The sequence below is a fragment of the Janthinobacterium sp. GL_088 genome (genome assembly GCF_057837845.1).
In genome coordinates, this window is record NZ_CM174453.1 from 3,664,415 (window position 1) to 3,686,033 (window position 21,619).

General features: G+C 61.6%; 21 protein-coding genes. 14 read left to right on the plus strand and 7 right to left on the minus strand.

Annotated features, from left to right (window positions below; all coding sequences use genetic code 11):
• The first annotated feature begins 11 nt into the window (after window positions 1-11).
• The 10 genes from selD to AC3IQ7_RS16485 all read left to right on the plus strand — a co-directional run bounded on the left by selD (window position 12) and on the right by AC3IQ7_RS16485 (window position 7,492).
• Window positions 12-1,076: a selenide, water dikinase SelD gene (selD, locus tag AC3IQ7_RS16440; protein ID WP_489206693.1), complete on the plus strand. Its 1,065-nt coding sequence runs from the start codon at window positions 12-14 to the stop codon at window positions 1,074-1,076.
• A gap of 29 nt (window positions 1,077-1,105) precedes the next feature.
• Complete coding sequence (locus AC3IQ7_RS16445) at window positions 1,106-1,972, plus strand: putative selenate ABC transporter substrate-binding protein (RefSeq protein ID WP_099377113.1); 867 nt, start codon at window positions 1,106-1,108, stop codon at window positions 1,970-1,972.
• 69 nt (window positions 1,973-2,041) lie between these two features.
• A complete protein-coding gene (locus AC3IQ7_RS16450) occupies window positions 2,042-2,854 on the plus strand; it encodes a phosphonate ABC transporter ATP-binding protein (RefSeq protein WP_489206694.1) in 813 nt (270 codons plus the stop codon).
• Window positions 2,848-3,684 carry a PhnE/PtxC family ABC transporter permease gene (locus AC3IQ7_RS16455; protein WP_322429216.1) on the plus strand — a complete coding sequence of 279 codons (837 nt, stop codon included), beginning with the start codon at window positions 2,848-2,850 and terminating at the stop codon, window positions 3,682-3,684. The genes AC3IQ7_RS16450 and AC3IQ7_RS16455 overlap by 7 nt, the downstream gene beginning before the upstream one ends.
• Window positions 3,681-4,484, plus strand: a complete 804-nt coding sequence (gene phnE / locus AC3IQ7_RS16460; RefSeq protein WP_322429215.1) for a phosphonate ABC transporter, permease protein PhnE — start codon at window positions 3,681-3,683, stop codon at window positions 4,482-4,484. The genes AC3IQ7_RS16455 and phnE overlap by 4 nt, the downstream gene beginning before the upstream one ends.
• Before the next feature lie 25 nt (window positions 4,485-4,509).
• The gene (locus tag AC3IQ7_RS16465) at window positions 4,510-4,875 is read left to right on the plus strand and encodes a hypothetical protein (RefSeq protein WP_489206695.1); all 366 of its coding nucleotides are present in this window, start codon (window positions 4,510-4,512) and stop codon (window positions 4,873-4,875) included.
• Between the two features lie 93 nt (window positions 4,876-4,968).
• Window positions 4,969-5,391 carry a DUF4019 domain-containing protein gene (locus AC3IQ7_RS16470; RefSeq protein ID WP_322429213.1) on the plus strand — a complete coding sequence of 141 codons (423 nt, stop codon included), beginning with the start codon at window positions 4,969-4,971 and terminating at the stop codon, window positions 5,389-5,391.
• A gap of 95 nt (window positions 5,392-5,486) precedes the next feature.
• Complete coding sequence (locus AC3IQ7_RS16475) at window positions 5,487-5,981, plus strand: GNAT family N-acetyltransferase (RefSeq protein ID WP_489206696.1); 495 nt, start codon at window positions 5,487-5,489, stop codon at window positions 5,979-5,981.
• 27 nt (window positions 5,982-6,008) lie between these two features.
• Complete coding sequence (locus tag AC3IQ7_RS16480) at window positions 6,009-6,593, plus strand: hypothetical protein (protein ID WP_489206697.1); 585 nt, start codon at window positions 6,009-6,011, stop codon at window positions 6,591-6,593.
• 131 nt (window positions 6,594-6,724) lie between these two features.
• Window positions 6,725-7,492 (plus strand): hypothetical protein, encoded by a 768-nt coding sequence (locus AC3IQ7_RS16485; RefSeq protein ID WP_489206698.1) that lies wholly within the window; start codon window positions 6,725-6,727, stop codon window positions 7,490-7,492.
• Here the strand turns inward: AC3IQ7_RS16485 and AC3IQ7_RS16490 are convergent, their stop codons facing one another.
• From AC3IQ7_RS16490 to cyoA, 7 genes are all read right to left on the minus strand, one after another.
• Window positions 7,493-8,029, minus strand: a complete 537-nt coding sequence (locus AC3IQ7_RS16490) for a response regulator transcription factor (RefSeq protein WP_099402007.1) — start codon at window positions 8,027-8,029, stop codon at window positions 7,493-7,495.
• Window positions 8,019-9,368 carry an ATP-binding protein gene (locus tag AC3IQ7_RS16495; RefSeq protein ID WP_099667925.1) on the minus strand — a complete coding sequence of 450 codons (1,350 nt, stop codon included), beginning with the start codon at window positions 9,366-9,368 and terminating at the stop codon, window positions 8,019-8,021. The genes AC3IQ7_RS16490 and AC3IQ7_RS16495 overlap by 11 nt, the downstream gene beginning before the upstream one ends.
• Window positions 9,352-10,194, minus strand: a complete 843-nt coding sequence (locus AC3IQ7_RS16500) for an SURF1 family protein (protein WP_489206699.1) — start codon at window positions 10,192-10,194, stop codon at window positions 9,352-9,354. The genes AC3IQ7_RS16495 and AC3IQ7_RS16500 overlap by 17 nt, the downstream gene beginning before the upstream one ends.
• Window positions 10,191-10,577 (minus strand): cytochrome o ubiquinol oxidase subunit IV, encoded by a 387-nt coding sequence (cyoD, locus tag AC3IQ7_RS16505; protein WP_034788483.1) that lies wholly within the window; start codon window positions 10,575-10,577, stop codon window positions 10,191-10,193. Before cyoD ends, AC3IQ7_RS16500 begins: the two co-directional genes overlap by 4 nt.
• Window positions 10,574-11,212 (minus strand): cytochrome o ubiquinol oxidase subunit III, encoded by a 639-nt coding sequence (gene cyoC, locus AC3IQ7_RS16510; protein ID WP_034788486.1) that lies wholly within the window; start codon window positions 11,210-11,212, stop codon window positions 10,574-10,576. Before cyoC ends, cyoD begins: the two co-directional genes overlap by 4 nt.
• Complete coding sequence (gene cyoB, locus AC3IQ7_RS16515; protein WP_099377160.1) at window positions 11,205-13,208, minus strand: cytochrome o ubiquinol oxidase subunit I; 2,004 nt, start codon at window positions 13,206-13,208, stop codon at window positions 11,205-11,207. Before cyoB ends, cyoC begins: the two co-directional genes overlap by 8 nt.
• An 84-nt stretch (window positions 13,209-13,292) precedes the next feature.
• The gene (gene cyoA / locus AC3IQ7_RS16520) at window positions 13,293-14,276 is read right to left on the minus strand and encodes a ubiquinol oxidase subunit II (RefSeq protein WP_322429208.1); all 984 of its coding nucleotides are present in this window, start codon (window positions 14,274-14,276) and stop codon (window positions 13,293-13,295) included.
• A gap of 217 nt (window positions 14,277-14,493) precedes the next feature.
• On the opposite strand from cyoA, the gene AC3IQ7_RS16525 reads away from it, so the two are divergent.
• The 4 genes from AC3IQ7_RS16525 to AC3IQ7_RS16540 all read left to right on the plus strand — a co-directional run bounded on the left by AC3IQ7_RS16525 (window position 14,494) and on the right by AC3IQ7_RS16540 (window position 21,619).
• Complete coding sequence (locus AC3IQ7_RS16525) at window positions 14,494-15,840, plus strand: MFS transporter (protein WP_099377550.1); 1,347 nt, start codon at window positions 14,494-14,496, stop codon at window positions 15,838-15,840.
• Window positions 15,841-16,071: 231 nt separating this feature from the next.
• Window positions 16,072-19,554, plus strand: coding sequence for a response regulator (locus tag AC3IQ7_RS16530; RefSeq protein ID WP_099377551.1), 3,483 nt, complete (start codon window positions 16,072-16,074; stop codon window positions 19,552-19,554).
• Window positions 19,554-20,432, plus strand: a complete 879-nt coding sequence (locus tag AC3IQ7_RS16535; RefSeq protein ID WP_489206700.1) for a CheR family methyltransferase — start codon at window positions 19,554-19,556, stop codon at window positions 20,430-20,432. The genes AC3IQ7_RS16530 and AC3IQ7_RS16535 overlap by 1 nt, the downstream gene beginning before the upstream one ends.
• The gene (locus AC3IQ7_RS16540) at window positions 20,429-21,619 is read left to right on the plus strand and encodes a hybrid sensor histidine kinase/response regulator (protein WP_489206701.1); all 1,191 of its coding nucleotides are present in this window, start codon (window positions 20,429-20,431) and stop codon (window positions 21,617-21,619) included. The genes AC3IQ7_RS16535 and AC3IQ7_RS16540 overlap by 4 nt, the downstream gene beginning before the upstream one ends.

Genomic DNA, 21,619 nt, shown 5'->3' on the forward strand with positions numbered 1-21,619 from the left:
GGATGAAGACCATGTCCGATAGCGCAGCAACACCAGATACACCGATCCGATTGACCGAATTTGCCCATGGCGGCGGCTGCGGCTGCAAGATTGCGCCGGGCGTGCTGGCCGACATTTTAAAGGGCAGCGGCGGCTTTCCCCTGCCGAAGGAATTGCTGGTCGGCATAGAAACCTCGGATGACGCGGCCGTCTATCAGCTCAACGACGAGCAGGCGCTGATCGCCACGACGGACTTCTTCATGCCCATCGTCGACGACCCGTTCGACTTCGGCCGCATCGCCGCCACCAACGCCATTTCCGACGTGTACGCCATGGGCGGCACGCCCATCATGGCGCTGGCCCTGGTCGGCATGCCGATCAACAAGCTGCCCGTGGAAACCATCGGCCTCATATTAAAAGGCGGCGAGACCATCTGCGCCCAGGCCGGCATCCCCATTGCGGGCGGCCACACCATCGATTCCGTCGAACCGATCTATGGCCTCGTCGTGCTGGGCCTGGTCCACCCGTCGCAAGTGAAGCGCAACGCGGGCGCGCGCGCCGGCGACAAACTGGTATTGGGCAAGCCGATCGGCGTGGGCATCTTGTCGGCCGCGCTGAAGAAGAATGCGCTCGACGCGCATGGCTATGCTTCCTTGATCGACAACACCACCAAATTGAATACCCCGGGCAAGAAGCTGGCCCTGCTCGATGGCGTGCATGCGCTGACCGACGTGACGGGCTTCGGCTTGCTGGGCCACACCCTGGAACTGGCGCGCGGCGCCAAGTTGCAGGCGCGTATCGCCATGAACGACGTGCCGCTGCTGCCGCAAGTGCAGCAACTGGCGCAAAATGGCAACATCACGGGCGCCTCCGGCCGCAACTGGCAAGGCTATGGCGCGCAAGTGGCGCTGGCCGACAGCCTGAGCGCCATCGACAAGGCGATCCTGACGGACCCGCAAACGGCCGGTCCCCTGCTGGTGGCCTGCGCGCCGGAAGCCGTCGAGCAAGTGCTGGCAATTTTCCGTGCTGAAGGTTTTGCCGACGCCGTCGTCATCGGCGAGATGCTGGAAGGCACGACCGGGGTTTCCGTCATCTAATGAACAAATTTTTTTGCAAAGGCAGTCCCATGACCACATTCTCAAAATTCCCCGCCATCCTGGCCACCGTTGCCGCCACCCTGGCCATCCACAGCGGCCTGGCGCAGGCGCAGCAAGTGCTGCGCGTGTCCGCCATCCCCGACGAAGCGCCGACGGAACTGCAGCGCAAGTTCAAGCCGCTGGGCAGCTACCTGGAGAAGAAGCTGGGCATGAAGGTGGAATTTACGCCTGTCACCGATTACGCGGCGTCCGTGGAAGGCTTGATCAACAACAAGCTCGACATGGTCTGGTTCGGCGGTTTCACGTTTGTTCAAGCCAACGTGCGCAGCGGCGGCAAGATCGTGCCGCTGGTGCAGCGCGAGGAAGACACGAAATTCCGCTCCGTGTTCGTCACCACCAGCAAGGACATCAATCAATTGTCGGACCTGAAAGGCAAGAATTTCACGTTCGGTTCGGAATCGTCGACCTCCGGTCACTTGATGCCGCGTTACTACTTGCTGGCCGCCAAGATCAATCCGGACACGGACATGAAGCGCATCGCGTTTTCCGGCGCACATGACGCCACCGTGGCGGCAGTGGCTGGCGGCAAGGTCGATGCGGGCACCTTGAACATTTCCGTATGGGAAAAGCTGGTCGAAGCGAAAAAAGTCGATCCAAGCAAGGTGCGCGTGTTCTACACGACGCCCGGTTACTACGACTACAACTGGAGCGTGCGCGCCGACATGAACCCCGTCGTGCGCAAGAAGCTGACGGACGCCTTCCTGGCGCTGGATCCATCGACGGCCGAAGGCAAGGAAATCCTCGAACTGCAGCGCGCCACCAAGTTCATCCCGACCAAGGCCGAGAACTACAAGGATATCGAAGCGGCTGCGCGCGATGCGAAGCTGTTGAAGTAATTGCTGAAACTGGTCGGATGCCGTTCTGCGGACGCATCCGACACACTCCCTCCCACACCGAAACATCGCATGACATTCCAACTTCACAAGGTCTCCGTCCACCACGCGGGCGCTGCCGGCAATGCGCTGGCCCTGCGCGAGCTGGACCTGGACGTGGCCCAAGGTGAACAGATCGCCCTGATCGGTCCCTCCGGCGCCGGCAAGACCAGCCTGCTGCACACCTTGGCCTGCGCGCTGCGCCCGGAAGCGGGCACATTCAGCATCCTGGGCACTTCACCTTGGCAGATCGGCAGCGCCGAGCGCCACGCCTTGCGCGCGCGATTGTTCCTGGCGCCGCAAACGCCGCCGCTGCCGCCGCGCCAGCGGGTCGTCAACGCCGTGCTGGCGGGCCGCCTGCCGCAATGGAGCTTGTGGACGGCCATCCGTTCGCTGGTCGCGCCCGTCGACCCGCGCGCCGCGTGGGAAGCCCTGGGCAAATTCAACCTGCAGGATAAATTGTATGCGCGGGTTGACCGCCTGTCCGGCGGCGAACGCCAGCGCTGCGGCATGGCCCGCGCGCTCGTGTCGAATGCGCAAGTCTTCCTCGTCGACGAACCCTTGTCCGCGCTCGACCCCACACTGGCCTTGCAGACGATCCATGTGCTGCAGGCGGAAGCGACGGCGCGCAACGCCACCCTGATCTGCAGCCTGCACCAGGTGGAAATCGCCCGCGCCTGCTTTACGCGCATCGTCGCCTTGCGCGATGGCAAGATCGTCTTCGACTTGCCTGGCGCCCAGGTCAGCGACGCCATGATCGCCGCGCTGTACCGCAACAAGGCCGATCCGGCGCCGCAGTTCGAGGCCGTGGAAGCGAACCTGGACGCCGCGAGGCCCCTTTGCTGAAGAGCGCCAACGACGCCCTGCCCCGCGATCCCGCCTGGCGCGGCCGCCTGACCGTCACGGCCGTGGCGCTGCTCGTGCTGTGGCCGATGCTGGTGCAGGCCGAGTTCAAGCCGTGGACTTTATGGGATGCGCAAAGCCTGGCGGCCACCTGGCAGTTTATTGCCAGCTTCGTGCCGCCCGCCCACTCGCTGGAATTTTTGCAACTGGTGGCTATTTCCAGCTGGGAAACCATTGCCATGGCCACGGCAGGCATGGCGCTGGCCATGCTGGGCGCCATCCCCCTGACTTTGCTGGTGACGGAGCGCCTGTCGATTTCGCGCATCGGCTCCGGCCAGGTGTCGCCCCTGGCCGCCAGCGTGCGCCACGCCGTGCGCGCCTTGCTGGTGCTGCTGCGCAGCGTGCCGGAACTGGTCTGGGCCTTATTATTAGTACGCATCGTCGGCCTGGGACCGACTGCCGGCGTGATTGCCATCGCACTCACCTATTGCGGCATGCTGGGCAAGGTGTATGCGGAAATCCTCGAATCGTCGGATGCGTCCGCCTGCAACGCCCTGCTCCACAATGGCAGCGGCCGCCTGAAAGCCTTGCTGTACGGCGCCTTGCCCGAATCGGCCGCCGAGCTGGTGTCGTACACGATTTACCGCTGGGAATGCGCGATCCGCGGCTCCGTCGTCATGGGCTTTGTTGGCGCGGGCGGCCTGGGCCAGCGCATGGATGAATCGATGAAGATGATGGCGGGCAGTGAACTGGCCACCATGCTGATGGTGTTCGTGCTACTGGTGGCGGGCGCCGACGCCGTGTCCGCCATGCTGCGCCGGAGGCTGGCATGAAGCATCCGAATTTCGCCGCAATGCCCGCGCCAGCACCCGTGCGCTGGTCGACCTGGGCCTTGCTGGCCGGATTGCTGCTGCTGATCATTGCCAGCTTCGCCACCCTGCCCTTGAAATGGGGCGAGTTCTTCAGCGCCGACGCCGTACGCACGAGCGCCGACTTCCTGCACGGTTTCGCCCCGCCCGAGCTGGCCAGCCCCTTCCTCATGAAAGTCGGCGTGGCCACGTTTGAAACCCTGGCCATGTCGGCCATCGGCACGGTCATCGCGGCAGTATTGGGCGCGCTGCTGGCCCTGCCCGCCAGCGGCCGCTTCGGCATGGTCGCGCGCAACGCCACGCGCGCGGTGCTCAACGTGCTGCGCTCAGTCCCTGAACTGGTGTGGGCGTCGATTTTGCTGATCGCCGCCGGCCTGGGCCCGTTCGCGGGTACCCTGGCGCTGGCGCTGCACACGGTGGGCGTGCTGGGCCGTCTGTTTGCCGATGCCTTCGAGAATTGCCCGCCCTTGCCGGCCGCCACTTTGCGCATCAACGGCACCCGGCCCGCCGTGGCTTTCCTGTACGCCACCTTGCCGCAGTGCAGCCCGCAGATGATGTCCTACACCCTGTATCGCTGGGAAAACAATATCCGCGCCGCCGCCATCCTCGGCGTCGTCGGTGCGGGCGGCCTGGGGCAGATGCTGAAATACCATCTGTCCCTGTTCCAGATGCAGAACGCCGCCACCGTCATCGTCGCCATGCTGCTGATGGTGGCGGCCGTCGACGGCCTCAGCTACCTGTTGCGCCGCGCCATGACCCGTTAACTTTCATTTTTCACAAGGACAACCCATGTCAGGCTGGTGGACCATTATCTCGACAGAAACGCCGGAGCAAATGGCCGACATGACGAAAGTCAACAAGGATGCATTTCTCGCCAACTGGGAAGCGGGCCTGTTCGGTGCAGACTGGATCGCGCAATTGTGCGCACAAGGCAAGGCGACCCAGCTGACCTTCAACGGCTTTCCCAACCGCTACGCGGCCAAGACGGAGGTCATCGCGCCCCTGCTGCAGGCGGGCATCGCCGAGGCGCAGGACGGCGAATTTCCACAGGACCAACTGACGGGCTGGCCCGGCTGCATTACCGTACACCCGGAGCGCATCGCCGCCTGCGCGCCGGGACAGCTGCTGACGGTCGAAGTGTGGGACCAGTCGTAACGTTGCGCGCATACCCGCCTTTTTAAAAAGAGCTTTGCCGGACCGGACCTTCAGGATAATCTTGAAGACTGTTCACTACTTTCCAGAGCCGCCATGAAAATCTTCGCCCACGTATGTATCGCCGTTGCCTTGTTGACGTCCCTGCCTGCCATGGCGCAGGAAGCGCAGGAAGTGGCGGCCGCCAAAATTGCCGCGGAAAGCTGGCTCAAGCGCCTGGATGCGGGCGACGAGGCGGCTACCTGGGACGCCAGTGCCGCAGCGCTGCGTAGCGAAATGTCGAAATCAAGCTGGAAGATGGTCATCACGGCCGTGCACTGGCCGCTGGGCGAGTTCAAGTCGCGCAAGCTCAAGTCGGCCGCGCTGCAAAAAGCGACGGCTGGCAAGCCAGGGCCGGACAAGGTCGTTATCGATTATGTGAGCCAGTACGAAAACAAGGCCAACGTGCAGGAAACCATCACAACGGTCCTTGAAAAAGGTTCTGGATGGAAAGTTTCCGGGTATAACATCAACGGCTAGCCATCCGCCTTGAAGGTTGCGCTCCCCACCGCGCACTTGCTGTCCTTGGCATCCGGAGCCAGCGCATGGCCACCTAAAATAAAGGCATTGCAAGATTGAACAACATTATCATCCGCCCCACCATCGCCAGCGACTGGCCCGCCCTGAAAGCCACGCGCCTGGCCGCCCTGCTTGACGCCCCGACGGCCTTTGGCGCCTGCCACGCCAGCGCCGCCGGTTTTTCCGATGCCGACTGGCAGCAACGCGCCGTCAGCACGCCGCAGCGCACGTTTTTCCTCGCCTTCGATGGAGAGCAAGCCATCGGCCTCGCCGCGCAAGTGGTGGCCGGCAATGGCGAGTGCCATCTGATCGCCATGTGGGTACATCCGGAATATCGGGGCCTGGCCGTGGCGCAAGGCCTGGTCGACGCCGTGAAACAATGCGCCGTGAACAATGGCCGCGCACGCCTGGTGCTCGACGTGGCGCCGGAAAATGCGCGCGCGGCCGCGTTTTATCAGAAACAGGGCTTTGTCTTTTTGCCGGAATGGGAGCCGCTGGAAAGCCATCCGCATATCCAGGTGCAGAAGATGGAGTGGCGGGAACCTGCATAGGCATTAACAATGGAAAGATAAACCGCGATGCGACGATCTATTGCAACACTCCTGCTAGTCATAACTGCCCTTGCCGGCAAGGCGAACGCTGCTAATATTCCAGAGATCGTTCTTGAATATGCGCATGCGTTTGCGCAAACACAGGCGGGGGACAAGCAAGCATCCACGCCGCCAACCGACTACGCGCAGTGGTTCTTTCAAGGCTTGACTCATCCATCCGGTGGAATTGTGACGCAATCAGACGTCATGCGTGATGCCTACACGAATGGTCAACGCTATTGGCGCGATCATCCGTCCGAACGCGCCAATATCATGGCGGGCTATGGCTACCGTGCCATCGAGCGCGATGGCGTCTGGTCGCGGGGCTTTGAAAAGAGCATGTTCCAGCCGGCCCAGCTTGACCCTGGTGACGCCGGCCCATGGTGGCTAAATTCCTTCGGCAGTGTTGCATGGCGGGACGTGGGCCTGGTGGCGCCCAATTCAGCCTATGAGCAGCCGCTTGTGCATATTGTCGCTTATCTCAGTCCCAAAGGTCACTATGGCCATCTGGGCGCCTATGAGCACGAGGCATTGGTCATTTCGGGCACCGCCATTAAAGCCGCAGATCATTGATGGCGAATCCGGAAAACGGCAATTTCAGGCACCCCATTCATCCCGATTGACATCCTGTCTTAAAAACCACCTGGCGCCTGTGTTTTTTTCTACACTCTGCCAAGCTGGGATTACGATTACTTGGGAGTCAAATGAACAGGATGAATATGCGTGCAATCAAAAAAACTGGTTTTCTGCTGTGTTTATGCGGCGCCGCGGTCCAGGCTCGGGCGGACACGCCGCAAGCCGTGGAGCCAGCCGGCCAGGAGGCCGCGGCGTCCGTCAATGTCAAAGGCATCCGGGATCCGGACTGGAAGCCCTACAGTGCCATGCTCAAGGGCGTCAAACGCTTCGAGGAAAAGCATGCTCTGGCGCCTGGCGCGCAGCTGCGCTTCATCCTGGAGCCGCGCCGTGCCGATGTCGACATGCACGCCATCGCGCTGAGGCTGGAAAGCGACGACGCGGGCATGGCGATAGCGTTGGGCGAGCGCAATATCTTCAGCTTGCCCGTCGAGCAAGGTCCGCTGTATGAGCAGGCCGAGTTGACCGTGAACCGCAAGGCTGGGTCGGTCAGGTGGATACCCTACGTCAGGAGCGCGGCCACCAGCGACACCATCCGCCGCCTGGGCGACCTGCGGCTGGCGTGCGAGGTCCATTGGGCCATCGACAAGGACACCTTGCCGTTTGCGATGCGCACGGCGATGGGCGCATTGGGCGGGCCCTGCAATTTCGTGTCGCAAAAAGGCACCTACAGCTTTTCAGAACCCCGGCGCATCACGGCCGCGACGATCAGCTACAACGGCAAAAGCGCGCCCGTGCCCTTCAGCGGAACGTCGTTCACGCCGCCGCTGCGGGAGCAGGACTGGAGCGACGACAGCGTACTTGAGCTGACGTTCGACGACGCCCAAACTGCGCGGTGACTACTTCACCCGCTGCTTTTCCAGCTTGCGCGCCAAGGTGCGCCGGTGCATGCCCAGCCTTCTCGCCGTTTCCGAGATATTGAAATCCGTCTCGGCCAGCATTTCGTGGATGCGTTCCCATTCCAGGGTCTTGATGTTGGTGGCGCGGTTGGTCAGTTCGATGTCGGCGTTGCCGGCCACGTGGCCGAAGGCCGCTTCGATGTCGTCCGTGTTCGACGGTTTCGCCAGGTACTGGCAGGCGCCCAGCTTGATGGCTTCGACGGCCGTGCCAATGCTGGCGTAGCCGGTCAGCACGACGATCAGCATGTCCGGATCGTGCTGGTGCAGCATTTGCACGCAGGCCAGGCCCGAGGTATTGCCATTGAGTTTCAAATCGACGACGGCGTAGTCGGGGCAATGCTGCTCCAGCAAGGCGCTCGCTTCATCGAAATTGGTGGCCAGGATGACCTGGTAGCCGCGCCGCTCGAACGAGCGGCCCAGAGTGCGGGCAAACGCGGCGTCGTCTTCGATGATCAGTAACAGACGGTCATCCTGCATGGTGGTCGCTTTCTCTTTCCAGTTTGATGGCCGCCAGCGGCAAGGCCAGGTGCACCACGGCCCCGCCCTGCACGCGGTTGCGCGCCGTCACCGTACCGCCCAAGGTACGCGCAACATTCACCACCAGGAACAGGCCCAGGCCGCCGCCGGGCTTGCCCTTGCTGCTTTGATACGGCTTGCCCAGGTGCGTCAGCATCGACGGCTCGAAGCCTGGGCCCGCATCGGTGATGACCAGGTGCAAGGCATCCGCTTCGCGCGTCGCTTCAAAGCGCAGCCAGTCGGGCGACGCTTCCAGCGCATTGTCGAGCACATTGCAGATGGTTTGTTTCAGGGTCGAATCGAAGACGACGGGTACGTCGTGCTCGATGCGGTTATCGTACTCGAAATCCTGGATCGGGCGGCTGGTGCGCCACTCGTCGACCAGGTCGTTGAGGAAGGTATTGATCGTCGTTTTGACGGAAGATTCCCCGCGCGCCTCGCCCGCCGACAACAGAATGCCGCTGACGATGCTCTTGCAGCGCTGCAACTGCGCCTGCATTTCCGTGATTTCTTCCAGCAACTCGCTGTTCTTGCTCAATTCCGGCATACGACGCCAGTCGCCGAGGATGACGGACAACGTCGCCAGCGGCGTGCCCAGCTCGTGCGCGGCGCCCGAGGCAAGCAAGCCCATGCGGATGATGTGCTCTTCTTCCGCCGCGCGCTGGCGCAAGTCCGCCACCTTGGCATCGCCGGCGCGCTGGTTGCGGTTGATGCGCGTGATGAACACTACCAGCAAGGCCGCGTTCAGGATGAAACAGATCAGCAAGCCCTGCACGTAGAGGCTGGAAAAGCCCCGCTCCGGGTCGATCGGCAGGATCAAGGGGCCGGGCAGCAAGGCCAGGCCGGCCAGGCACAGGCTCGTGATGGCCACCATGATCCAGGTTGACCACACTTCCAGCAGGACGGCGCTGAGGATGACTTGCAGTAAGTACAGGAAGGCAAACGGGTTGCTGATGCCGCCGCTCAGGTAGAGCTGGGCCGTCAGCACGGTGACGTCGACCAGCAGAGCGAGGAACAGGGCCGTGTTGGACACGGGCTGGCGCTCGTGCCAGCGCAGCAGGCTGGCCAGGTTGAAGGCGATGAGGCAGGACAGCACCTCGAGCATGTAGGGCACGGGCAAGGCGATGCCCAGTCCCACGCCCACGCCGAAGATCGTGCTGATCTGGCCGATCACGGCCAGCCAGCGCAGCTGGATCAGCAACTTCATGTTCTGGTGGCCGGCCGGATGTTCCATCTCGGCCGCCACCGCACCGCGTTCTAGTACCTCGCGGTTGGGCAGGATCTCAATCCTGCCCGGCATGGTCGCTTTCTTGCGATTGATCAAGGTTCTTGCCACGCGCGCGGCGGCGCTTGTCTTCGCGCACGAGCCACCACGTGATACCGGCCACCATCAGGGCCAGGGCGAACCACGTCAAGGCGTACACGAGGTGGTTGTTGTGGAAGGAAATCACGGTCAGGCCGCCGATGGGGGCATCCACAGCCGTTTCCGATTTTTCCTTCGCATCGACAAAGTACGGCGCCACGTTGCTCAGCATGTGCGAGGCACCGATGGCGGCCACGTCGCGCGAATACCAGTGCTGCGTGGCAGGACTATTTTCGCGCAGAAAACCGCCGCCCGTCTCGCTGACGCGCAGCAAGCCGTCGACGTGGACGATGCCGGCCGGGGTGCTGGCGGCGATGCCTTCGCGTTTCGGCACGAAGCCGCGGTTGACCAGCACGGTGCTGCCATCGGCCAGGCGCAATGGCGTCACCAGCCAGTAACCGCTGCCCAGTGCCGTCGTTGCTTGCACCAGGGTATTAAAAATGGGGAGATACGTACCGGAGAGTCGCACATGGCGGTATTCATCCGTTTGCTGCGTGACACTGGCCCAGGCTGCAGGTCCAGGCGCGTCCGTTGCGGGCGCGTGTACGCGTTGTTCGACGCGCTCGATCAGGTCAAGCTTCCAGAACAGGCGCTTGACTTGCCAGGTGCCCAGGACACAGAAACCGGCAAATAAGATCCCCGCCAGCAAGGCCAGTGCAATTTTTGAATAATGCACGACCATGCCGCGTGGGCCTGGCGCGGCATCTTGCGATGCGACGCCAGGGGCGCGCCCGGTGTTGCTTGGGCGCGTATTACTCATCATGGAGCCGTTTTCGTATGCATGTACTCAGGCATCAGATCCGGCATCATGTTGTGGTTCATGTGGTACATGACCCACAGGGAACCGGCCATGGCAATACCCACGATCATGATGGTGAAGATCAGCGCCATCATGTTCCAGCCGCCTTCGGACTTGGTGTTCATGTGCAGGAAGTACACCATGTGTACCACCACTTGAACAGCCGCGAACGCCAGCAGGACCAGGCCCATGGTGCCCGAGTTGGTGATGGCTTTCGTCATCACCAGCCAGAAAGGAATGGCCGTCAGGATCACCGACAGGATGAAGCCGATTGCGTAGCTTTTCAGGCTGCCATGATCGTGATTGTCATGGTGGTGGCTATCGCCGTGTGTGTGGTGGTCGCTCATGGCAGCACTCCCATCAGGTAGACAAAGGTGAAGACGCCAATCCAGATGACGTCCAGGAAGTGCCAGAACAACGACAGGCACATCATGCGACGGCCGTTTTCCGGGGTCAGGCCATGCTTGTTCAACTGGAACATCAGGGTCACGAGCCAGATCACGCCAAACGTCACGTGCAAGCCGTGGGTACCGACCAGGGCGAAGAACGACGACAGGAACGCGCTGCGCTGCGGACCGGCGCCTTCGTGGATCAGATGAATGAATTCATACATTTCCAGCGACAGGAAGGCCAGGCCGAACAGACCCGTGATGCCCAGCCAGACCAGGGTGCTGCGCAATTGCTTGCGCTGCATGGCCAGCATGGCGAAGCCGTAGGTGATCGACGACAGCAGCAGCATGGCCGTGTTGACGGCCACCAGCGGCAGGTCGAACAGCGCGGCGCCCGTCGGGCCGTCCGCATAGCTGCGGCCGACCACGGCGTACGTGGCGAACAGACAGGCGAAGATCAGGCAATCGCTCATCAGGTAGAGCCAGAAACCCAGCAGGCTGCCGTTTTCCGGGTGGTGCTCGCGCACAAAGTAGCTGCGCGTGCTTGGTGCGGCGCCAGCGGCGCCGGTGTTATGGGCGATGGTATCAGACATGGCTGCTCAGCAATTTAGTATAAGCGTCTTCGGTACGGACCACTTCTTCCGCAGGAATGTAGTAATCGCGCTTGTAGTTGAAGGTATGGACGATGATGGTAATCATCATGATCACGAAGCCAATGCTGGCGACGAGCCACATTTGCCAGATCAAGCCAAAACCAACCAGTGCGGACAGTGCAGCGATCACGAAACCAGCCCAGGTGTTCTTCGGCATGTGGATCTTCGTGAAACCGGACGTCGGACGCTGGTAACCGTGTTTCTTCATGTCAGTCCATGCATCGAGTTCGTGCACTTGTGGCGTGAAGGCGAAATTATAGTCTGGCGGTGGCGACGACGTCGACCATTCCAGCGTACGGCCACCCCATGGGTCACCGGTCACGTCGCGCAGGGCGTGACGATTGCGGTAGCTGACGAAGAACTGGATCAGCATGGAAGCGATACCCAGTGCGATCGAAACGGCGCCAAACCAGGCGATGATGGTCCAGATTTGCAGCGATGGATCTTCAAAGTGGTTGACACGACGGGTCACGCCCATCAGGCCCAGCACGTACAGCGGCATGAAGGCCAGGTAGAAGCCGACGAACCAGAACCAGAACGAGCACTTGCCCCAGAACGCGTCGAGCTTGTAACCGAAGGCTTTCGGGTACCAGTAGTTGATCGCAGCGAACACACCGAAGACCACGCCGCCGATAATCACGTTATGGAAGTGGGCAATCAGGAACAGGCTGTTGTGCAGCACGAAGTCCGCTGGTGGTACGGCCAGCAGCACGCCGGTCATGCCGCCGATGGTGAAGGTGACCATGAAGCCGATCGTCCACAGCATGGGCAGTTCAAAACGGATACGGCCGCGGTACATGGTAAACAGCCAGTTGAAGATCTTCGCGCCCGTCGGGATCGAGATGATCATCGTCGTGATGCCGAAGAAGGAGTTGACGCTGGCGCCCGAACCCATGGTGAAGAAGTGATGCAGCCATACCAGGTACGACAGGATCATGATGACGCAGGTGGCGTACACCATCGAGGCGTAGCCGAACAGGCGCTTGCTGCTGAACGTGGCGACGACTTCCGAGAACACGCCGAACAGTGGCAGGATCAGGATGTAGACTTCCGGGTGACCCCAGATCCAGATCAGGTTGACGTACATCATGGCGTTGCCGCCCAGTTCCGTCGTGAAGAAGTTAAAGCCCGCAACGCGGTCCAGCGACAGCATGGCCAGCACAGCCGTCAGCACAGGGAAAGCGGCGACGATCAGGATGTTGGTGCACAGTGCGGTCCAGGTGAAGACTGGCATTTTCATCCAGGTCATGCCGGGCGCGCGCATCTTGACGATGGTGGCGATCAGGTTGACACCGGACAATAGCGTCCCGACCCCGGCAATCTGCAAGGACCAGATGTAATAGTCTACCCCCACGTCCGGACTGCCGACGATGCCCGACAGCGGCGGATAAGCCAGCCAGCCCGTGCGGGCGAATTCGCCGACGAACAGCGAAGCCATGACCAGGGCAGCGCCCATGGTGGTCATCCAGAAGCTGAAGTTGTTAAGGAAAGGGAAAGCCACGTCGCGCGCACCGATTTGCAGCGGCACCACGTAGTTCATCAGACCCGTCACGAAAGGCATCGCGACGAAGAAGATCATGATCACGCCGTGGGCGGTGAAGATCTGGTCGTAGTGATGCGGTGGCAGGAAGCCGGCATTGTCGCCAAAGGCGATCGCCTGCTGGGTACGCATCATGAGCGCGTCGGCAAAGCCGCGCAGCAGCATGACCAGGCCCAGGATCATGTACATGATACCGATTTTTTTATGGTCGATACTGGTGATCCAGTCGCGCCACAGGGTACCCCAGACGCGGAAATACGTCAGTGCCGCAACGAGTGCGATACCGCCCAGGGCGACCATCGCAAAGGTCGCCAGCAGGATAGGTTCGTGAAATGGAATTGCATCCCAAGTCAGACGGCCGAATATAAGCTTCGTCAGATCAATATGGTCTAGCATTGTTACTCTCAGAGAAAAAAGGGAGGCGCCAGGCAAGCGGCGCCAGTATCTGCAGCGCAATGCGCTGCGGGATTCATGCAGTCGTTACTTGGCTTGAACGCCCTTTTCAACTACTGCATCGCTAGCGACTACTGCCGTTACGGCCGCTACCGGGCTATTTGCCATCGTCAATTTGTATGGCTCGACCGGCGTCACGCACAGGGCGTCGGAAACGATGGTGCGATTCAGGATTGCCTTGTACAGATCGCTAGGTACGGCGCTGTAGCGGCGCACCGGATCGCGTTCGCTCGGCTGGGCCAGCGACAGGTAGTCGTCGCGGTTCAGCGCGCCGCCACCGGCACGTGCCGATTCCACCCATTTGTCGAAGTCCGCATCATTCACGCCGTGGAACTTGAAGCGCATGCCCGAGAAACCGGCACCGCTGTAGTTGGCGGAAAAGCCCTTGTAGACGCCAGGCTTGTTGATGACGGCATTCAACTGCGTTTCCATGCCCGGCATGGCGTAGATCTGACCTGCCAGTGCGGGGATGAAGAAGGAGTTCATGACGGACGACGCGGTGATCTTGAAGCGGATCGGACGATCGACGGGCGCATACAGTTCATTCACGGAAGCGATGCCTTGCTCCGGGTAGATGAACAGCCATTTCCAGTCCAGGGCCACGACTTCGACGATCATCGGCTTGTGGCTGGCAGGAATTGGACGGTTGGCGTCGATACGGCTCAATGGGCGGTATGGATCGAGGGTGTGGGTGCTGATCCAGGTCAGCAGGCCCAGCACGATGATGATCAGCAGGGGCGCGCCCCAGATGATCAGCTCGAGGCGAGTCGAGTGGTCCCAGTCCGGCTCGTATTTGGCCGCGGTGTTATTTTTTCTATAGCGCCATGCGAAAAGCAGGGTCAGGGCGATTACCGGAACGATAATCAACAGCATCAGCAATGTCGAGATGACAATCAGATTGCCTTGCTGAACTGCGATGTCACCAGACGCATTCAGTACCACCGTATTGCAACCAGCCAACAATGCGAGGGGTAAAAGAAGCAGTCCGCGACGAACTTTTAATGAAAACATACAGGAAAGTCCAGTACAGGGGATGAAGATATGGTACTGTATTCTCACTGGAGCGCGTTGGCAATTGGACGTTTTGTCCTACCCCTTGCTCGGATTTTCACTCGGTAGTTGCGGAGTTTTCCTACAGCTATCTATTGAATAGTCCTACTCCGGGCGTGAGACACCCGGGGTATGTTACGCGTTGGCCGAACTCGAAACTATATTGGAGACGATCATCATGTCCAGCACGCGCATACACAGCGGGGATGTACCCGCCGACTTTTCCCCCCACTCCCTGCGCGACGCACGCGGGGCCGGCACGGTCGAATCGCATATCGACCCCGGTGAGATCGCCGTCGGCGTGATCATCGGCCGCGCTTCCGAATACTTTGACTTCTTTGTCTACGCCATCGCCTCGGTGCTGGTGTTTCCGCGCGTCTTCTTCCCGTTTGAAGAACGCCTGGAAGGTACTTTATATGCGTTCCTGATCTTCTCGTTCGCCTTCATCGCCCGTCCGTTCGGCACCGTGATCTTCATGGAGATCCAGCGCCGCATGGGACGCAGCGCCAAGCTGACGATCGCCCTCTTCCTGCTGGGCGTGTCGACGGCCGGCATCGCCTTCCTGCCAACATATTCGCACCTGGGCTTTGCCGCCATCATCTGGCTGTCCGTGCTGCGCATCGGCCAGGGCGTGGCCCTGGGCGGATCGTGGGATGGCTTGCCGTCGCTGCTGGCACTGAACGCGCCGGAAAACAAGCGCGGCTGGTACGCCATGCTGGGCCAGCTGGGCGCGCCTGCCGGCTTCCTGATCGCCGCCGGCCTGTTCTGGTTCATGCTGACCACCCTGACGGATGAAGACTTCCTCGACTGGGGCTGGCGCTATCCTTTCTATGTCGCCTTCGCCATCAACGTGGTCGCCCTGTTTGCCCGTCTGCGCCTGGTGTCGACGAATGAATATGCGCGCCTGCTCGACGAACGCGAACTGCAGCCTGTGAGCGTGTTTGAAATGAGCCGCGGCCAGGGCCGCAACGTACTGATCGGCGCCCTCGCCGCGCTGGCCAGCTACGCCCTGTTCCACCTGGTGACCGTGTTCCCGCTGTCGTGGATTTCCGTCTACCAAACCCGTTCCGCCTCGGACTTCCTGCAAATCCAGATGCTGGGCGCCGTGCTGGCTGCCATCGGCGTGGTGATTTCCGGCTTGCTGGCCGATAAAGTGGGCCGCCGCACCACCCTGGGCGTGCTGGCCGTGCTGATCGCGATCTTCAGCGCCTTCGTGCCGACCCTGATGGGCGGCGGCAATACGGGCCAGGACGTCTTCATCCTCGTCGGCTTCAGCCTGCTGGGCTTGTCCTACGGCCAGGCAGCCGGCGCCGTGACGGCCAACTTCCCTGCCCGCTTCCGCTACACGGGCGCGGCCCTGACGTCCGACCTGGCCTGGCTGGTCGGCGCCGGCTTCGCCCCGCTGGTGGCACTGGGCCTGTCGGCCAACTTCGGCCTCGCCTACGTCAGCTTCTACCTGCTGTCGGGCGCCGTCGCTTCGCTGGCTGCCCTGAGCCTGAACCGGGCGCTGGAAATCCGCGACTGACATATATATATACAGCGCAGCGCGCGCAGCACTGAAAAACGCCGGCACCGTCCGGCGTTTTTTTATGCCTGGCAGCCACGCCACCTCATCTGTGCGCTGCCCCGCATTGCACAGGCTTACGAATCGGAAATTGTCCGCAAGGCTGTTATGCTAGCGCACACTTTGCTTGACCACCAGAAAACTTGCATTTCAATTAAAATTGTTTTTTCGCGACAGCCTTACACGGACATGATGAATACCAAGACCCCGATCGACTCCTTCAGCTTTCGCCGCATCCTCGCCCGCAATGTGACCTTGCCGCTGGTCATCGGGGTCATCACCGCCCTCGTGTTTGTCGGCCTGATCGCCTACCTGCTCTCGGCCCTGCGTTCGGTCGAGCATTCCGAACGGGTGATCGGCAATGCGAATGAAGTCATGAAGCTGTCGGTTGACCTGGAAACGGGCATGCGCGGCTATTTGCTGACGGGCGACGAGACTTTCCTGGCGCCGTATAAGTCGGGCAAGGCGAAGATCGCCGTCGAAATGAACACCCTGCTGGAACTGGTGTCCGACAGTCCCATCCAGGTGGACCGCTTGCGCCGCATCCGCGCGCTGCAAGGCCAGTGGCTCGATTACGCGGAAGGCGTGATCGCCCAGCGCCGCAGCAACCAGGAATTCCTCGCGCGCGTGCGCCAGGGCGAAGGCAAGCTGGAATTTGACGAAATCCGCCGCGAATTCCTCACTTTCCTGTCGATGGAGCAGCGGCTGCGCCAGGAACGGGCCGATACGGCTGAAAGCCGTACCATGCTGGCCGTGGTAGTGTTCCTGATCCTCAGCCTGGGATTGTCGGGCTTGCTGGCCTACCTGGGACGGCGCGAACTGCTGCGCCTGTCCGACATCTACAACGATGCGCTCGAACAACGCGGCAAGGATAACGACGTGTTGCAGGAGCAAGCGTGGCTGCGCACGGGGCAGACGGAACTGGCGGCCCACACGAGTGGCCAGCTGGGCCTGCCGCAGCTGGGACGGCATGTGCTCGATTTCCTGGCCCACCGCCTCGACGTGGCCGTCGCCACCCTGTACGTGGTCGACGAGGATGGCAGCCTGCGCCGCACGGCCGTGTACGGCTTCAACGACCAGGGCGTGAAGGACAGGCAAGTCTTCAAGCTGGGCGAAGGCCTGGTGGGCGAGACGGCGCGCGAAAAGCGCCTCAAGCATGTGCAGCAGGTGCCCGAGAATTACCTGACCGTGACATCGAGCCTGGGCCGCGGCACGCCGCTGGAACTGGTCTTGACCCCGGTCAACAACGAAGGCGTCGTCAACGGCGTCATCGAACTGGGCTTTACGCATCCCGTCAGCGCCCGCGCCAAGGAATGGCTGAACCTGATTGCCGCGAATGTCGGCACCTCGCTGGAAGCGGCCCTGTACCGCCAGCGCCTGCAAAATGTACTGGAAGAAACCCAGCAATTGAATGAAGAGCTGGAAGTGCAGCAGGAAGAATTGCGCACGGCCAATGAGGAGCTGGGCGAGCAGTCGCGCGTGCTGGAACAGTCGCAAGCCCACCTGGAAGAGCAAAAGGCGGCGCTGGAGCAGTCGAACGAGCAGCTGGCCGTGCAGGCGCTGTCGCTGGACCAGAAAAACATGGCCATCGGCGAGGCGCATGCCCAGCTGGAAGCCCGCGCCGAAGAGTTGCAGCGGGCCAGCCGCTACAAGTCCGAATTCCTGGCGAACATGTCGCATGAGCTGCGCACGCCGCTGAACAGCTCGCTCATCCTGTCGAAACTGCTGTCGGACAATACCAGCGGCAACCTGACGCCGGAGCAAGTGACTTTTGCGCAAACCATTTATTCGGCTGGCAACGATTTGTTGACCCTCATCAACGATATCCTCGACATTTCCAAGGTCGAGGCGGGCAAGCTGGAATTGACGCCGGAAGCCGTGCCCTTCGACGAACTGCTCAGCAGCATGAGGATGCTGTTCGGCGCCCAGGCGCAGCAAAAGAAACTCGTGTTTGACGTCAAGGTGGCGCCGGATGCTCCGCCGTCCTTCGTCAGCGACCGCCAGCGCCTCGAGCAAATCCTGAAAAACCTGCTGTCGAACGCCATCAAGTTTACCGATGCGGGCACCGTGTCCTTGCACGTGAGCACGGATGCTGCCGGCCAGGTGCGCTTCCAGGTGCAGGATACGGGCATCGGCATCGCCGGCGACCAGCAGCACAAGATTTTCGACGCCTTCCATCAGGCCGATGGCACCACCAGCCGCCGCTACGGCGGCACGGGCCTGGGCCTGTCGATTTCGCGCGACCTGGCCGCCTTGCTGGGTGGCAGCATCGAGCTGGCCAGCACCCCGGGCCAGGGCAGCACGTTTACCCTGGTGCTGCCAGCCGTCATGCCGGAACGCGCAGTGGAAGCGGCAAGCGTGCCGGCCGCCGCGCCGCAGGCGCCCGCAAAAATCGCGGCCGCCGCACCCAAGGCGGCGCCTGCCGCCAAGCCCGTGCCGCTGCCCACCTTTGAGGATGACAGGAATAGCGTGCCGGCCGTCAAGACGGGCCAGCGTTCCGTGCTGGTGATCGAGGATGAACCGTCGTTTGCCGGCATCCTGTTCGACCTTGCGCATGAAATGCAATACCGCTGCCTGGTGGCGCACGGCGCCGACGAAGGCTTGCGCCTGGCGCAAGAATTCCTGCCCGACGCCATCCTGCTCGACATGGGCTTGCCGGACCGTCCGGGCTTGCTGGTCTTGCAGCAATTGAAGGAAAACCCGCTGACCCGCCACATTCCCGTGCACATCGTCTCCGGCAACGACCAGATCCAGGAAGCCATGCAACTGGGCGCCATCGGTTACGCCACCAAGCCGCGCACGCGCGAGCAGCTGAAGGAAGTGTTCCGCAAGCTCGAATCGAAGTTTACGCAGCAGATGAAGCGCATCCTGCTGGTCGAGGACGACGAACGCCAGCGCGAAAGCGTGGTGCACCTGATCAGCGACGACGACGTGGAAATCACGGCCGTGGCGCTGGGCGAGCAGGCGCTGGAATTGCTGAAAACACAGATTTTCGACTGCATGATCATCGACTTGAAGCTGCCCGATATCCAGGGCAACGAGTTACTCGAACGCATGGAACATGAAGAACTGTGCTCGTTCCCGCCCGTCATCGTCTACACGGGCCGCAACCTGAGCCGCGAGGAAGAAGCGGACCTGATGAAGTATTCGCGTTCCATCATCATCAAGGGCGCCCGCTCGCCCGAGCGCCTGCTCGACGAAGTGACCCTCTTCCTGCACAAGGTGGAATCGGAATTGTCGAGCGAGCGCCAGGGCATGTTGCAGCAGGTGCGCAGCCGCGAACGCGTGTTTGAAGGGCGCAAGATTTTGCTGGTGGACGACGACGTGCGCAATATCTTTGCCCTGACGAATGCGCTGGAACAAAAAGGCGTGGTGGTGGAAATCGGCCGCAACGGCTTCGAAGCCATCAGCAAGCTCAACAGCGTAGACGATATCGACCTCGTGTTGATGGATGTCATGATGCCGGGCATGGACGGCCTCGAAGCGACGCGCTTGATCCGCGCCGATGGCCGCTACAACAAGCTGCCCATCATCGCCATTACCGCCAAGGCCATGAAGAATGACCAGGAAGAATGCCTGCAGGCAGGCGCGTCCGACTACCTGGCCAAGCCGATCGACCTGGACCGCCTGTATTCGCTGCTGCGCGTGTGGATGCCGAAGATGGAACGCATCTGATGTCCCTGCGCATCACGGACGTACAACTGCAGGCGCTGATGGAGGCGATCTATCAGCGCTACAGCTATGATTTCCGCGACTATTCGCTGCCCTCGCAACGGCGCCGCCTGCATCAGGCACTCGAGCGCTTCCATTGCGCCGACGTGCCAGCCTTGCAGCAACTGGTGCTGGACGACACAGCCGCCTTTGGCAAACTGCTGCAGATTTTGACCGTGCCCGTCACGCAAATGTTCCGCGACCCGGCTTTTTTCCTCGCCTTGCGCGAACAGGTCGTGCCCGTGCTGAAAACCTACCCGTCGCCGACCATCTGGGTGGCCGGCTGCTGCACGGGCGAAGAGGCACTGTCGCTGGCCATCGTGCTGCACGAGGAAGGCTTGCTCGAACGCAGCACGATTTACGCCACCGACATCAATCCGCAAGCGCTGGCCACGGCCGCGCGCGGCGTGTATCCGCTGCACCGGCTCGATGAGTACGGCGCCAACTACCTGGCCGCGGGCGGCCTGGGCCAGCTGGCCGACTACTACACGGTCGAGCATGCCACGGCGCGCTTCCAGCAGCGCCTGCTCGACAGTATCAACTTTGCCGACCACAGCCTGTCCACGGACAGTGTGTTTATTGAAACGCAATTGATTTTGTGCCGTAACGTGCTGATTTACTTCAATAAAACCTTGCAGGAGCGGGCCTTGGGCCTGTTCCACGACTCGCTGTGCCACCGGGGCTTCCTCGGTCTGGGCAGCAAGGAAAGCACGCATTTCACCCGCTTTGCCGCCGACTTCGAGCCATTGCCGGGTCCCGAAAAGCTCTACCGCAAGCGTGCGCCGTCGCACGCCGCTTCCCACTACGCTGGACGGCAAAGCCATGCCAGGAATGAAACATGATGAATGAAACAAGCACCAAACTGCTGATCGTCGACGACTTGCCGGAAAACTTGCGCGCGCTCAATGCGCTGATCCGCGAGAGCGACCGCAGCGTCTACCAGGCATCCTCGGGCGAAGAAGCGCTGGCCCTGCTGCTGGAACACGATTTCGCGCTGGCCATCCTCGACGTGCAAATGCCGGAAATGGATGGTTTTGAACTCGCGCAATTGATGCGCGGCACGGAAAAGACGCGCCACATCCCCATTGTCTTCGTCACGGCGGCCGGCAAGGAAATGAACTTCGCCTTCCAGGGCTATGAAAGCGGCGCCGTCGATTTCCTGCACAAGCCGCTCGACATCAATGCCGTGCAAAGCAAGGTCAACGTCTTCGTGGCCCTGCACCAGCAGCGCAGCGAAACGCGGCGCCAGGTGCAGGCGCTCGAGCACAGCCGCCAGCAGCAGGAAGCGCTGCTGAAAGAATTGCGCGCCACGCAGGCGGAACTGCAGCGCTCGCTGCGCCTGCGCGACGAATTCATGTCCATGGTGGCGCATGAATTGCGCACGCCCTTGAACACGCTGTTCCTGGAAACGCAGATGCGCACCGTCAACCTGGAACGGGGCAACCTGGCCGCCTTCGAGCCGGAAAAGCTGGGCAAGATGGTGGCGCGCGACGGCCGGCAAATCCGCAGCATGGTGCGCCTGATCGACGACATGCTCGACGTGTCGCGCATCACCAGCGGCAAGCTGTCGATCCGCCGCGAAGCCGTCGACCTGACCAGCCTCGTGCGCCGCGTGGCGGACGACCTGACGCCATATGCTGCCACGACGGGCAGCGTGCTGGAGGTGATGGCCTTCGAGCCGATCCAGGGTTTCTGGGACGCCTTCCGCGTCGAACAGATCGTTGTCAACCTGATCAGCAATGCCGTGCGCTACGGCCAGGGCCAGCCCGTGGAAATCAGCCTGACGCACACGCAGAACAGCGCCGTCATCGAAGTGCGCGACCATGGCATCGGCATCAACGCGCGCGACCAGGAACGCATTTTCGACGCCTTCGAGCGCGTCATCCACCAGGACCGCACGGGCGGCCTGGGCCTGGGCCTGTTCATCACCAAGCAGCTGGTCGATGCGCACGGCGGCGCCATCACCCTGCAAAGCCAGCCCGGCAATGGCGCCCTGTTCAGCGTCACCCTGCCGCTGGCCGGCAGCTGA